The sequence below is a fragment of the Acidovorax delafieldii genome (genome assembly GCF_007993815.1).
Taxonomy (GTDB): Bacteria; Pseudomonadota; Gammaproteobacteria; order Burkholderiales; family Burkholderiaceae_C; genus Acidovorax; species Acidovorax delafieldii.
The window spans coordinates 14,107-26,870 of record NZ_VJWE01000018.1 but is presented as its reverse complement, the minus strand read 5'-3'; the positions used below and the strand labels follow the sequence as shown (position 1 = coordinate 26,870).

Genomic DNA, 12,764 nt, shown 5'->3' with positions numbered 1-12,764 from the left:
TCAGCGGATCTGTGCGATCAGCGGCGCACCTTGCACCACCACGCGGTTGTCAGCGCCCAGGCCCTGTGTGACGACCACCGTGGCGGCGTCCAGGGACCGGTACTGCACCGGCTGGGGAATGTAGCGCTCTGCGCCGGACTTGATCCAGACCACCGGTTCGTTGGCGCTGTTGCGCACGACGGCCTGCGCAGGCAGGACAAAGCCTTTGACTTGCTCGTTCAACGAGGCCACGACGGTGACGGGCTGTCCGACCGCCAGCGGCAAAGCCTTGCCCGATTGCTCAGGGACCGCCCTGAAGGTCATTGGCAGCACGCCATCGCGCAAGCTACGCGCAGCGCCGATCAGCTGCAACTTGACGCCAGGCACCCCCTGCAAGTGGGCTGTACCCGTGCGTGCGGGCAAGCCAGGATCTGCCGTAGTGGCCTCCACCAGCACGCGTGCTGGGTCAATCACCTCGAACAACACTTCGCGGGCCTCAACCACCTGGCCTTTGGTCGCATCAGCCCTTGCAAGCACCCCGGAGACGGGGGCCAGCAAGGCCTCTCGTGCAGCAAGGCTCGCGCCAATGCTTTTTTCGCGCGCGGTGAGGCTCTGCAGCTCAGCACGTGCCGCCTCGATCTCCTTGCGCGGCACCGTGCCTTCGAGGGACTGCAGCCGCTGCACACGCTGTGCAGCCAGTTCACGGCCACTGCGCAACTCTGCCAGTTGGGCCTGCTGGTTTGCCAAGGCATAGGGCTCTGCGTGGTGAGCCACATAGGCCAACACCTCCCCCTGGCGCACGGTCTGGCCGGCGACCGGTAGCCCGCGAGGGCCCGCTTCGATCCGGCCCCCATGGATTGCCTGGACACGACCGCTCGCATTGGGGTCCATCACCACCCGCCCTGACAATTCGATGGTGGCTGCGGCCTGGGTTTCCGGGGTCAACTGCGTGCGGATGCCCAGGCGCCGTTGGGCGAGCATCGGAACGTTGACACTACCGTCTGGCAACCGCATCAAACCGGATGCGTTGACCGCCGTGGGGGCATCCAGATGCTCACCGTTCGGACCATGGGCACCCGGCGCTGCGACGGCAACAGGTGGGAACATCGCCGCGATGCACGTGATGACACTCAAGCCGAAAACATGAAGCATGCTGGTTGCCTTGGTTTTTTGCGTCGATGAGTTCACAGCGCACCTCCTTTGGAGGACGTACCTGCAGCCTTTGGCGTGCGACCAAAGAACCAACCGACCGCCGCCAAGACGACCAAGGCCAGAGCCAGCCAGACCGTTCGGGAGGGCCCATGGGCGTGACCGTCGTCGTGGGAGTGGCCATGGTCATCGAGCACGGCGCCCGCGACCGTGAGGGTGCCGTCCAGAAGGTCGGAGTCATTGCCCGCCAGTACGGTGACCACCATGGGATGGTCACCGGGCGCAGCCAGGGCCTTGAGCATGTTTGCATCGTCGATCGCGTAGTCCCCCATGTCCGCGTGGAACTTGGCAGGCGCCTTGAGATTACCCGTCTCCACTTCGACCGTGGCGTTGAGCACAGGTTCGTTGGTTGCAAAGCGGTTGATCAGGATGGACAACTCTCCGCCCTGCAGTCGGCCCACCAGCTCGAAGGCTTCCGAGCGCGCTTCAAAACTAGGCACGGGGCCGCTGTTGGCACCTGCTTGAGCGGGGGCATCCAGGTGCTCACCATTGGGACCGTGCGCGCCTGGCGCGGCATAGCTGGGTGTACCGGCAAGCACCAGCACGGCAAAGACTGCCCCCAGCAATGAGAGGCGGGAACGAGAGGGGAATAGATTCAAGAGATTCATGGAAGGATTCCGAGAGATTGCTGGAGGCGGGCGCGGGCCAGGCCTAGAGCCACTTGCTGGCGCGCGAAGCTGGTGTCGGCCTGGGTAGCTGCAGCGAGCGCGCGCAACAACTCCGGCAGCGGTGTTTCTCCGGCTTTGAAAGACCGTTCAATGAGCATGGCACGCTCCCGCAGGAGTGCCGAGCGCTGGCGCTCCGCCTCCAGTTGCTGCTCGGCCGTGTGCACCGCAGCCTGCGCCATCGCTGCATCAGCAGCCAGCCGCTCCTCAGTTCGCTGTTTCGTGGTCAGCGCTACATCCAGCTCACTCAGTGCGGCAGCTTGCAGCGGTTGGTTGCGGCTCGCTGTGCCCAGGGGAATGCGCACGCCGACGCCGATGCTGTTTTGAGCCGACTCACCCCGCCCGGGGGTGTCTTGTCGGATCCGCAGCAAGAGCTCTGGAGGGTCGCGCCGAGTGGCGGCCACCACGTCCAGCCGCTTGCGAGCGCGCTCAACCGTCAGTGCAGCAACACGCGCATCAGGGTGGGTTTCAACGGCGAAGTGCGCCTCGCCCGGTGAAACTGCAGCGCCATCAGAAACCGAGACAGACGTGAGGTCAGGCGCTATGGCTATGCCCGTCAGGGTCATCCATTGAGACTGGCTGGCGCTCAGACGCTGGCGTGCCGCCAACTGTGCAGATTGCGCCGCCAGAGCTTCGGATTGAGCGGCAAGCGCATCCGCGTGGGCCAGATCACCCGCTTTGACACGGCGCCGTACGTCGTCGGAGATCTCGTGCAGAGATCGCACTTGGGCGTCCGCCAGGTCGGACTCGGCCTTTTGCGCGGCAATGCCCCAGGCGGCTTCCCGCACCAGTCCCGCGAAATGCAGGCGCCCCGCTTGAATGGCAGCCTGTGACAGCTCTACGTCGGCATCCACAGCAGCGCCGCGTGCATTGCGCTGCCCAGGCAACCACAGCGGCCACGCCAGGCCGGCCTCGGCTTCTCTGCGTCCTACCGACGTTTGCCAGCGGTCGTCCCGGTAGGAAAACTCCACTGCAGGGGGGGCCGCCCACAGGCTGGAGATCGCCACCCGTTCGGCAGTAGCCCGCTGTGTCTGACCTTCGGCTTCTCTTGCCTGCGTGGCGCGCTGCCATGCAGCCTCGACAGCTTGTGCCAGTGTGGGAGCCATGGGCGATGCCGTGGCTGAAAGCGATGGGGCGGTATTGGACTGCGCAACCGCAGCGCCAACGAGGACGCAGCTCAAAGCACAGCCTGCGGCACAACGCACCGCAAGCCCGGAAATAACAAAACGCACGTGATTCCTGACCGATCAAAGGCGGCAAACCAGGATCGTTGACGCATCAGCGCCTGATCAAAGTAGTACCGCACCGATGAACAACCCCGCTTTCGTGTGGAAAGCGCGGCGCTAAGGGTGGATCAGGAAATCAGTCGGGGAGGTCGTCGTAAACCGTCCAGATGAGGGGACGGGCTGACGGATTCGGCGGTCACAGCCGGTGCGGGCGAGCGGTCGAGAGGAAGCGACAGCTGGGGGAAGTGGAAAAGTGCTGCGGTCCCTGGGCCTGCTTCTGCAAGCATGTGCTGAATCGACTCCAGAGAGTCGTCTTGGTGCATCACACCGTGTTCGTCATGGTGGTGCGCGGAGCCTTCCAGATGCATTTCAGCATGCATCGCCTGGAACTCCCCATCGTGGTCGAACGCAGCCGTCTGGCGGGCCGTTGCGAAGGCCTGGCAGAAGAAGGAGAGCAACAGGATGACTGCGAGCAGTCGGCGCATGAAGTAGATAACGGGCTATTGGGAGCTGATCGCAATCATAGCTATACTGGAATGCTCACCTGCAAAATCCATGTCAAGCGGACAGGTTTCGCAAGTGATCGGTCCACGGCGAGGTCACGGCTGAACAGCTGCTCACCCGGGATTACACCGCCAAGGCGGTCGGTGACTTAGCAATGTCCGGTATCCGCTTTAACGGACATTCAAACGCTCAGTTTGAACGACAGCAACCAGCCTAAACCTGACCCCACAACTTTGGTATCGCCTTCGCATATCCCCTCAGGCCAATCGTTGGCTTCTCAGAATCTCCGTGAGCGCTTACTGCAAACCTCCCACGAACTCCCGGCAAAAATGAGGCGGATCTAGCTGGTTGGGAGAATTTTCAAGTTGACAAAATGTCTCGCGAATTCGCTGTCAAATCGGGCTTTCTGATGCAATTCCTAAAGACAGCTTGCCAGATACGAATGCTGCCCAAGCATTCATAACCTCTCGTCGTTGTTCCAACAAATCGGTGCGATGGTAGGCCGCTTCGACTTTATCTTTGATGGTGTGGGCCAAGGACCGCTCGGCCAGATCTCGTGAGTAGCCCATCTCGCTGCACCAATCCCGAAAACTGGACCGAAACCCATGGGTAGTCGCGACTCTTCCTGGCGTGTCGCTCCGTGCTTTCAGCTTTCGAAGTAGTGAAGTCAGAGCCATATCCGAGAGCTCAACCCGATCGCGAATCGACGGAAAGACAAGGTTCTCATGTTGACCCTTCTGCCTTTCAATTAACGTCATTGCACGTGGGGAGAGGGGAATGCGATGGGGAAGCTTTGCCTTCATTCGCTCCGCAGGAATCGTCCATACTTTGTTCTTCAGATCAAGCTCGCTCCAGCGCATTCCTCGTGCTTCCCCTGAGCGACTGGCCGTCAAGATCACAAACTCAAGCATTGTGCGCGTCACCTCTGGTCGAGTACTTTGCCAGAGGTGTTCCTGCACAAACTTCGGAATCTCGCGCCATGGCATAGCGGGATGATGCTGAGTTCGTACAGCCTTGCCTGGCTGCTGCGCGAGCAGGTGTCCAACCACGTCAACAGGGTTCGATTGGCAGTATCCGTGGGCCCAGCCCCAGGCAATCACAGCATGAATGCGCTGTTTGACCCGGCTTGCTGTTTCTGCCTTTGTGAGCCAGATGGGTTTCAGGACCTCTGCGACATCACCTGGTTGGATTTCATGAAGAAATTTCCCTCCAAGCCTTGGGAAAACGTACTCCTCTAAGGTGTTGATCCATTGTCGGCCATGCTTTGGGTTCTTCCAGCCAGGAAGAAGGTCACTGTGCAGATCCAAAGCAGCCTCTTTGAATGTAGGAATTTTGGGCTTGTCTGCAAGCTTTGCCTTTTCTTCGAGAGGATCCTTGCCCTCTGCTAGTTCAATGCGCATGGCAGTCGCACGCTTGCCTACCTCAGCGATGCTGATCTCTGGATAACAACCCAAACCCGCGTTTCGACGTTTGCCAGAAACGGGGCTTACGTATCGGAGGACCCACTTTCCGTGGCCCTTCACGTTGGAAGGATGTAGAGCCAAACCGGTGACGCTTCCATGGGGAATGGCCGTGTCAGAGGGTTTGATGTTCCTGGCTTTGGTATCGGTAATGGTGGCCATTGGAGTTACGTTCCGGTATGCCATCCAGTATGCCATCAAGCAATTGCTGTTGTTGGATGATTTTAGATCGTTTTAGATAATTGCCTATATAAAACAATGACTTGCAGAAAATCTTTAGATGTCATTGGGTATCATTGAATCTCAATCAGGCAGACACCCTCTCCGCCAGCATCAAGGCCCTGTAGCTATCTAATTAATAGCACAGGGCCTTTTTCTTTGGGTCCGTTGGAACAACTCAGGCGGCTCGCTGGCCCGCTTCGGATGTCCCAGGTGAAGCGGCTCGCAGATTCGCCATGGTGTTCGTATCGCTGTGCGGGCGCAGGAGGGGTAGGGTATTCGTTGCAATGCATGGCCGCGTTCCGCGCAGCGCCAGAATACGGGTAGCGCGCCCCGCGCGTGACGCCACGAAAGAACCTCGCATGCTTCCTGAGACCCTGACAACATCCCCCATCCGCCTGACCCAGTACAGCCACGGCGCGGGCTGTGGCTGCAAGATTAGCCCCAAGGTGCTGGACGTGATCCTGGCGGGCAGTGGAGCGCAGCACCTGGACCCCCGGCTCTGGGTGGGCAACACCTCGCGGGACGATGCGGCGGTGTATGCCCTGGATGCCGAGCGCGGCGTGGTGTCCACCACCGATTTCTTCATGCCCATCGTGGATGACCCGTACGACTTCGGGCGCATTGCTGCCACCAATGCGATCAGCGACATCTACGCCATGGGTGCCGATCCGCTGATGGCCATTGCCATCTTGGGGTGGCCGGTGAATGTGCTGCCGCCCGAGGTGGCGCGTGAGGTGGTGCGCGGGGGGCGTGCGGTGTGCGACGCAGCAGGCATTCCCCTGGCAGGCGGTCACTCCATCGATGCGCCGGAGCCCATTTTCGGTCTGGCGGTGACGGGCATCGTCGAAAAGCGCCATCTCAAACGCAACGACACGGCCACGGCGGGTTGCCGGCTGTATCTGACCAAGCCCCTCGGAATCGGCATCCTGACCACCGCAGAAAAAAAGGCCAAGCTGCGGCCCGAGGATGTGGGCGTGGCGCGCGACCTGATGTGCACGCTCAACCGGCCAGGGAGCCGATTCGGCCGGCTGGCCGGCGTGCAAGCGATGACGGATGTGACCGGCTTCGGCCTGTTGGGGCACCTGGTCGAGATGGCCGAGGGCAGCGGCTTGAGCGCCGTGATTGACTACGCAGCCGTGCCCCGCCTGGAGGGGGTGGACTACTACATGGATCAGGGCTGTGTGCCCGGCGGCACGGTGCGCAACTTTGACAGTTATGGCGCCAAGATTGCGCCCCTGACGGAGGTGCAAAAGCACCTGCTGTGCGACCCCCAGACCAGTGGGGGGCTGCTGGTGGCCGTGAGTCCGGAGGGCGAGGCCGAGTTCCTGCAGGTGGCCGCGGAACTGGGCCTGGCGCTGCAGCCCATCGGCCAGCTCACCCCGCGACAGGCCTTTGCCGTCGAGTTGCGCTCATGCCCGACAACCTGACGGACTACCGGCACATCTTCCTGAACGATGTGCCCATGATGGATGTGCGCGCGCCGGTGGAGTTTGGGCAGGGCGCGTTTCCTGGGGTTGCCAACCTTCCCCTGATGGACGATGGCGAGCGCCAGCAGGTGGGCACCTGCTACAAGCACAAGGGCCAGGAGGCCGCGATTGCGCTGGGGCACCAGCTGGTGTCTGGCGGCATCAAGCGCCAGCGCATTGAGGCGTGGGCGCAGTTTGCGCAAGCGCATCCACAAGGCGTGCTGTATTGCTTTCGTGGCGGGCTGCGCTCGCAGATCGTGCAGCAATGGTTGCTGAACGAAGCGGGCATGGACTACCCCCGCGTGGTGGGGGGCTACAAGGCCATGCGGGGTTTCCTCATCGGCACCACGCAGGCTGCGGCGGCGGAGTGTGGGTTTGTGGTGCTCAGTGGCCTGACCGGCACCGGCAAGACCGAGGTGATTGCGCAGCTGGCCAACGGCTTGGACCTGGAAGGCCATGCCAACCACCGTGGCTCCAGTTTTGGCCAGCGCGTGAGCGGCCAGCCGACGCAGATCGATTTTGAGAACCGGCTGGCCATCGACGTGCTGAAGAAACGAGCACGGGGCCATGCGACTTTTGTGCTGGAGGACGAGGGGCGCCATGTGGGCAGCTGCTCGGTGCCCCTGGAGCTGCGGCAGCGGCTGGAGCAGGTGCCCATCGTCTGCCTGGAGGACGCTTTCGATGCCCGTGTGGAGCGCATCTTGCGCGACTATGTGTGGCAGCAGTGCGCAGATTTTGTGGCCTTCCATGGCGAGGTAGCGGGTCTCAACCTGTTTGCAGCGCGGCTGCTCGACAGCCTGGGCAAACTCGCCAAGCGCCTTGGGGGCGACCGCTACCAGGCGCTTCGTGGGTCGATGCAGGCAGCGCTGGTACAGCAACGCAATCAGGGTGACCTGTCGCTGCACCGCGGCTGGATTGCTGCACTCATGCGCGACTATTACGACCCGATGTATGCCTACCAGCGGCAAAGCCGGGCTGATCGCATCGTTTTCCAGGGCGACCACCGGGCGGTGCTCGATTTTCTGCAGTCGCAGTCAGCCCCTCGCCGCTAGCTATTGCTCGTCGTCGTCCGGCGGCGCATCCAGCCGCTGCGGCAGCACCAGCCGGAACTCGGCCCCCCGCCCTAGGTCGCTGTCCACCTCCAGCGCCCCGCCGTGGCGCAGCACGACGGTCTGCACCAGTGCCAGGCCCAGGCCGACCCCTGCTATGGCCGGGTGGCTGTGGTCGTGCAACCGCTGGTAGGGCGTGAACAGGCGGCCTTGCTGCTCGGGGGCAATGCCCGGGCCCTGGTCCCGTACCGACACCACCCAGTGCGTACCCCGCGCCACGATGGCGCACTGCACCGTGCCGCCATCGGGGCTGAACTTGATGGCGTTGTGGATCACGTTGGTCAGCGCGCGGGACAGCAGGGCGCGGTCGCCCAGGCAGGGCGCAGTGTCTGGGGTGGACACCGTGCGCACGTCCACGTTGCGGTCGCGGGCCAGGGTCCAGAGGTCGTCGGTGGTTTCAGAGAGCAGGGCAGCCAGGTCCAGCGGCGCCATGCGGTATTCCTGCGTCTGCGCGCTGGCCAGTTGCACAAAACTTTCGGCCATGCCCAGCGAAGCCTGTGCATAACGTTCGATGCGCTCCAGCAACTCCTGGTCCGACAGGCGGCCGGGGTAGGCACGCTGCATCTCCAGCAGCGTCAGGATGGACGCGTTGGGCGCGCGGATGTCGTGCGAGATGAAGTGCATCGCCTGGTCGCGTTGTTGCAGCGCACGGCGCATCTCGGTCAGGTCCACCAGAGTCAGCAGCCAGCCTGCATTGGCCAGGTTGGTGAAAGGCTTGCACTGCACCAGCAGACTGCGGCCCCGGGCGTCGGTGCCCTCGGTCTGTTCTGGCAAGACAGCATGGTGCAAGGCTGCCTGGGTAACGATCGGCTCTTGAGTCCCTGTCTGCACCAGGTCGGCCAGCAGGTCCACCACGGACAGGCCCTGCAAGGAGGGCTGGGCGGGCCCACCCAGGTGTTGGCGGGCCGCCTGGTTGGCCAGCAGGATTTCACCGTCGGGGGCGCAGACGATGGTGGGTGAGGGCAACTGCTGCAGGCTCTCGCTCACGAACTGGTGCAGGTCACGCAGCTGGCGGGATGCGCGCTCCACGGCGTTGATGCGGCGTTCCAGAAAGTCGGCGGAGTCTCCGGGCCGTCTACGCAACCGCATGGCCAGGCCTTGGCGCTGCAGGTTCTCCATCTCCAGCCGCAGAAAGTGCGCAGCCGCGCTCAGGCGCCGCCAGCTCCACAGCGGGTAGGCCAGCGCCAGGCCCAGCAAGGCGGCGGCCGGAGCGAACTGCAGACCTGCCCACCAGGGCAGGGCCATGCTCAGCAGCAAGGTGGCCAGGGCCAGCCCGGCGCTGGTCAGCAAGGCGGCCAGGGGGCCGATGAGCAGCAAGGCCACCAGCGCACAGGCCACAGGCACCAGGTTGAAGGCGATGTTCAAGGCCTGCGGTGCGCGCACGATGTGTTCGCCGGCCAGGCGGGCATCCAGCACATGGGCAACCACCTCCACGCCCGGCATCAGGCGCGACTGCTGGCTGACGGGCGTGGCAAACATGTCGCCCAGACCCGAGGCTGCAGCGCCGACCAGCACGTACTTGCCCTCCAGTGCTCCGGCTGGCACCTGGCCACGCAGCACATCAATGTAGGAGTAGGTGGTGAAGGGCGATGGCCCGGCGGCGTAGGCGATGAGCGTGGGGTCATTGCGTTGCCAGGGGCTGGTATCCGATGCGCTGGCAGGCGAGGGCGCGCAGGCGGCCACAGATTGACGGTCTGCCACGCACTGCAGCGCCATGCTGAAGTGGTGCCAGGGGGCGGCTGCCGGGCCTTCCTGCAGGTACAGGCTGCGCACCACGCCATCGCTGTCGGGCGCCACATGCACATGGCCCAGGCCTGCGGCGGCCTCGGCAAAGGCGGGCCAGGGCAGGTCGGTCTGGTTGCTGACCGGGCCATAGCCGCGTCGCAGCACGGGCAGCACCACACGGGCGCTGCGCCGGATGGCGTCGGTGAGCAGCACGTCGTCCTCGGGATAGTCCAGGTCGGCTTCGTTGAACAGCACGTCCATGCCGATGGCACGGGGGTTCTGGGCGGTGAGGCGCGAGATCAGCTCGGCATGCAGCGCCCGGCGCCAGGGCCAGCGGCCGATGGCGGCAATGCTGGCGTCGTCGATGGCCACGATCACGATGTCGGGGTGTGCGGGCCGCGAGACCAGTCGCATGCCTGCATCCTGCACCAGGTGGTTGACGCGGCTCAGACTATCCGCGGTGCTGAGCCAGGCCACCAGCGCCATCAGCGCGCAGGCCAGCAGCGCCCATTCCAGGCGGCGTCGGCGGCGGCGCAGGTGGGCGATGGTCAGCATGAAAGGGGTGGTGGGATGCGGGGCGTCTGCTCAGCGCATGCCAGGGCCGCTGCGCGTGCTGGTGCGACCCGCACGGCTGGGCTGGACGGGCTCCATGCCCCGCTCAAGGGCGCCCCACGGGCGTGCCGCTGCTGGTGGACACCGGCAAACCCGCACCGGTGCGGATGCCAGTGCCCACGCGGATCTTGCGCGGGGGGGAGAAATCGCTCTCCAGCCCGCTGGCGTCCAGCACCTGGATGCGCACCAGGTACTCGCCGGCAGCGAGGTTGCTGGCCGTCCAGGTCGGGGCGTCGAGCACGGTGTCCTCTGCGACCTTGGCAAAGTCCAGATCGGTAGCCACAGTGCGCTGCAGCCGGAAGCGCTGGCCGGCCTGGGCGGGCCAGTGCAGGCGCACCGTCGGGTCTCCGTCCTCCGCCTGCAGGGCTTGCAGGGACAAGGCGGTCGGCCGGTCGGCCACCGTGAACGGCTGTGGCGGTGCAAACGGCCCCTGGTCTGCCTGCCCGTCGGACAGTGCCAGCAGGCTGGCGATGCGCCAGAAGTAGCTGCCTGCGGGCAGCGCCCCCAGGGGCAGGCGGCATTCGGTCAGGCGCTGCTCGTCGCGCAGGGGCTGGGTGAACTGGGCGTCGGCGGCCACCTGCACGCGGTACCAGCGCACGCCGGGGACTTCCGTGCAGCGCAGCTCGGCCGCGCCACTGGGTACGACGGCGCCGGGCGCAGGGTGCTGGTACAGCGGTGCGACCGGGCGTGTCTTCACGGTGAACGGCTGCACGGCAGGCAGGCCCGCGATGCCTGCATCGTCCAGCGCCCGCACGGCCAGGTAGTAGCGGCCATCGTCCAGCGCCTTCCAGCGCAGGCGGCCGTCGGGGAAGCTGCCATGGCGCAGCACCTGGGTGAACGCCGGGTCCTGCGCCACCTGCGCCACATACCGGGTGGCCCCGGAGGCCATGGGCAGGTCGATGGCCAGCAGTCCCGCATCGCCCAGTGTGGTGGGCATGCCGGAGGTATCGGGGGCGGGCAGCAAAGGACGGGGGGCGCCCACCGTGCCATCCGTGGCCACTGCCAGACCCTGGCCCGGAGCCAGCAGCGCGGTCGGTGCCTTGAGTGCAGCGCCGGGCTCGCTGTCAGTGTCACGCCGCGATTGCACCGCGACAGAGCCATGCTCTACCGACGCCGTGGTCTGGCCCGAATCGGCCAGTGCCACGCTGAACTGCGTGCCCCGCACGCTGGTCACCGCCAGCGGTGTGCGGATCTCCATGCGGCGCAGGGGCTCGGCGCTGGGGGGCACGGTCGATTCCACGCCGCCCTTGTGCATCTCCAGCACTGACTGCACGCTGCCAGCGCGCCCCCGCCGACGCAGCTGGCGCAGCTGCAGCTCGGACTGCGCCTGCACCCGCACCACGGTGCCATCGGCCAGCTGCACTGCCACGAACGACTCGGGGCCCACCTTCAGCTCGGTGCCTTCTTCCAGCTTGCTGCCGGTCGCAATGGGGGCGGGCGTGCCGCTGCCCCGCGCCTGCGCCGTGACCTCGCCCTGCACAAACTGTACGGTGGCCGATTCGCTGGGCTGCAGCCGCACGGGGATGAAGATCAACGAGCCTGGCTGCAGACGCTTGGGGTCGGCCACCTTGTTGCGAGCTTGCAGCAACGGCCACTGGCGTGGGTTGGCGAGGTAGCTGCGGGCCAGTCCTTCCAGGGTGTCGCCCTCTTTCACGGCGTGGGCAATTTCATCGCCTTGTTGGGGGGCTGCCGGGGTAGCGACCGGCTGGGCCGAGAAGGCCGTGCTCGCCGCCAGGCACAACAGGGCTGCAGCAAGCGAGTGCATGCGAAACGGCAGGGGGGTGATCAAGTCATGTCTCCTTCATGGGGCACGGTACGGGCAGGCGTGCTGGTGGCAGAGCCCGCCGGACTCTGTCGCGGCCTTCAGCCTTTGTGCTGGGCTTCGACGGCTTCAAAACGGTAGCCCACGCCATACACCGCTGTCACGATGAAACCGTTGGCGGGGCGCAGGTCGAGCAGGGTGCGCAGGCGCGAGATGTGGGTGTCCAGCGAGCGCGACATCACATCGGCTACCTGGCCCCAGACGACTTCCTTGAGGTGGTCGCGCGACAGCAGTCGCCCCATGTTCTGGAACAGGAACAATGCGAGGTCGTATTCGCGGTTCTTCAGCTCCACCGCCACTCCGTCCATTTCGATGGACCGGGTTTCGGGCAGGAAGCGGTAGCGGCCAAACTCCATCACGCCGCCGGTGTTGTCGGGGTAGGCGCGGCGCAGCAGGGCGGCCACGCGGGCATTGAGTTCGCCGATGCGCACGGGCTTGACCATGAAGTCATCCGCCCCGCTGCCCAGGCCTTCCACAATATCGCGCTCCTCCTGGCGGTGCGTGACGAACAGGATGGGCACGCGGGCTGCAACGTTCTGGCGCACCCAGCGCACCACCTCGGGCCCGGTGGTGTCGGGCAGGTGCCAGTCCACGATCAGCAGGTCAAAGGTTTCGCGGCGCAGCGTGCGCATCAGCTCCGCACCCGTCAGGTGGGTATGGCACACATGGCCCATCGCCTCCGTGGCCTGCTTGATCAGATCCAGCTGAAGCGCATCGTCGTCCAAAGCGGCTATGCGCATGGTTCTCCCCATCCAAAATCGAACT

General features: G+C 64.7%; 10 protein-coding genes. 2 read left to right on the top strand and 8 right to left on the bottom strand.

Annotated elements, in window-relative coordinates; translation table 11 throughout:
- The 5 genes from ATF69_RS20945 to ATF69_RS20925 form a co-directional block, all read right to left on the bottom strand.
- Complete coding sequence (locus tag ATF69_RS20945; protein WP_146872162.1) at positions 1-1,086, bottom strand: efflux RND transporter periplasmic adaptor subunit; 1,086 nt, start codon at positions 1,084-1,086, stop codon at positions 1-3.
- Between the two features lie 77 nt (positions 1,087-1,163).
- Positions 1,164-1,796, bottom strand: coding sequence for a hypothetical protein (locus ATF69_RS20940; RefSeq protein WP_146872161.1), 633 nt, complete (start codon positions 1,794-1,796; stop codon positions 1,164-1,166).
- Entirely contained in the window at positions 1,793-2,860 is a 1,068-nt protein-coding gene (locus tag ATF69_RS20935; protein WP_483189348.1) for a TolC family protein, read from the bottom strand. The genes ATF69_RS20940 and ATF69_RS20935 overlap by 4 nt, the downstream gene beginning before the upstream one ends.
- A 347-nt stretch (positions 2,861-3,207) precedes the next feature.
- Positions 3,208-3,564 carry a hypothetical protein gene (locus ATF69_RS20930; RefSeq protein WP_056423431.1) on the bottom strand — a complete coding sequence of 119 codons (357 nt, stop codon included), beginning with the start codon at positions 3,562-3,564 and terminating at the stop codon, positions 3,208-3,210.
- A 411-nt stretch (positions 3,565-3,975) separates the two neighbouring features.
- Positions 3,976-5,205: a tyrosine-type recombinase/integrase gene (locus tag ATF69_RS20925; protein WP_146872159.1), complete on the bottom strand. Its 1,230-nt coding sequence runs from the start codon at positions 5,203-5,205 to the stop codon at positions 3,976-3,978.
- Between the two features lie 419 nt (positions 5,206-5,624).
- Here ATF69_RS20925 and selD point away from each other — a divergent pair, with 419 nt between their 5' ends.
- A complete protein-coding gene (gene selD, locus ATF69_RS20920; RefSeq protein WP_146872158.1) occupies positions 5,625-6,692 on the top strand; it encodes a selenide, water dikinase SelD in 1,068 nt (355 codons plus the stop codon).
- A complete protein-coding gene (gene mnmH / locus ATF69_RS20915; RefSeq protein WP_146872157.1) occupies positions 6,677-7,783 on the top strand; it encodes a tRNA 2-selenouridine(34) synthase MnmH in 1,107 nt (368 codons plus the stop codon). Before selD ends, mnmH begins: the two co-directional genes overlap by 16 nt.
- Here the strand turns inward: mnmH and ATF69_RS20910 are convergent, their stop codons facing one another.
- From ATF69_RS20910 to ATF69_RS20900, 3 genes are all read right to left on the bottom strand, one after another.
- Positions 7,784-10,120 carry a CHASE2 domain-containing protein gene (locus ATF69_RS20910; RefSeq protein ID WP_146872156.1) on the bottom strand — a complete coding sequence of 779 codons (2,337 nt, stop codon included), beginning with the start codon at positions 10,118-10,120 and terminating at the stop codon, positions 7,784-7,786.
- Positions 10,121-10,223: 103 nt separating this feature from the next.
- The gene (locus ATF69_RS20905) at positions 10,224-11,966 is read right to left on the bottom strand and encodes a FecR domain-containing protein (RefSeq protein WP_146872155.1); all 1,743 of its coding nucleotides are present in this window, start codon (positions 11,964-11,966) and stop codon (positions 10,224-10,226) included.
- Between the two features lie 74 nt (positions 11,967-12,040).
- Positions 12,041-12,739, bottom strand: a complete 699-nt coding sequence (locus ATF69_RS20900; RefSeq protein ID WP_056060880.1) for a response regulator transcription factor — start codon at positions 12,737-12,739, stop codon at positions 12,041-12,043.
- Positions 12,740-12,764: the final 25 nt, after the last annotated feature.

Bases quoted from the DNA above. Each gene is read 5' to 3' on its own strand.
- selD (WP_146872158.1), top strand. From the start codon at position 5,625: ATGCTTCCTGAGACCCTGACAACATCCCCCATCCGCCTGACCCAGTAC.
- ATF69_RS20925 (WP_146872159.1), bottom strand. From the start codon at position 5,205: ATGGCCACCATTACCGATACCAAAGCCAGGAACATCAAACCCTCTGAC.
- ATF69_RS20945 (WP_146872162.1), bottom strand. From the start codon at position 1,086: ATGTTCCCACCTGTTGCCGTCGCAGCGCCGGGTGCCCATGGTCCGAAC.
- ATF69_RS20930 (WP_056423431.1), bottom strand. From the start codon at position 3,564: ATGCGCCGACTGCTCGCAGTCATCCTGTTGCTCTCCTTCTTCTGCCAG.
- ATF69_RS20910 (WP_146872156.1), bottom strand. From the start codon at position 10,120: ATGCTGACCATCGCCCACCTGCGCCGCCGCCGACGCCGCCTGGAATGG.
- mnmH (WP_146872157.1), top strand. From the start codon at position 6,677: ATGCCCGACAACCTGACGGACTACCGGCACATCTTCCTGAACGATGTG.
- ATF69_RS20900 (WP_056060880.1), bottom strand. From the start codon at position 12,739: ATGCGCATAGCCGCTTTGGACGACGATGCGCTTCAGCTGGATCTGATC.
- ATF69_RS20940 (WP_146872161.1), bottom strand. From the start codon at position 1,796: ATGAATCTCTTGAATCTATTCCCCTCTCGTTCCCGCCTCTCATTGCTG.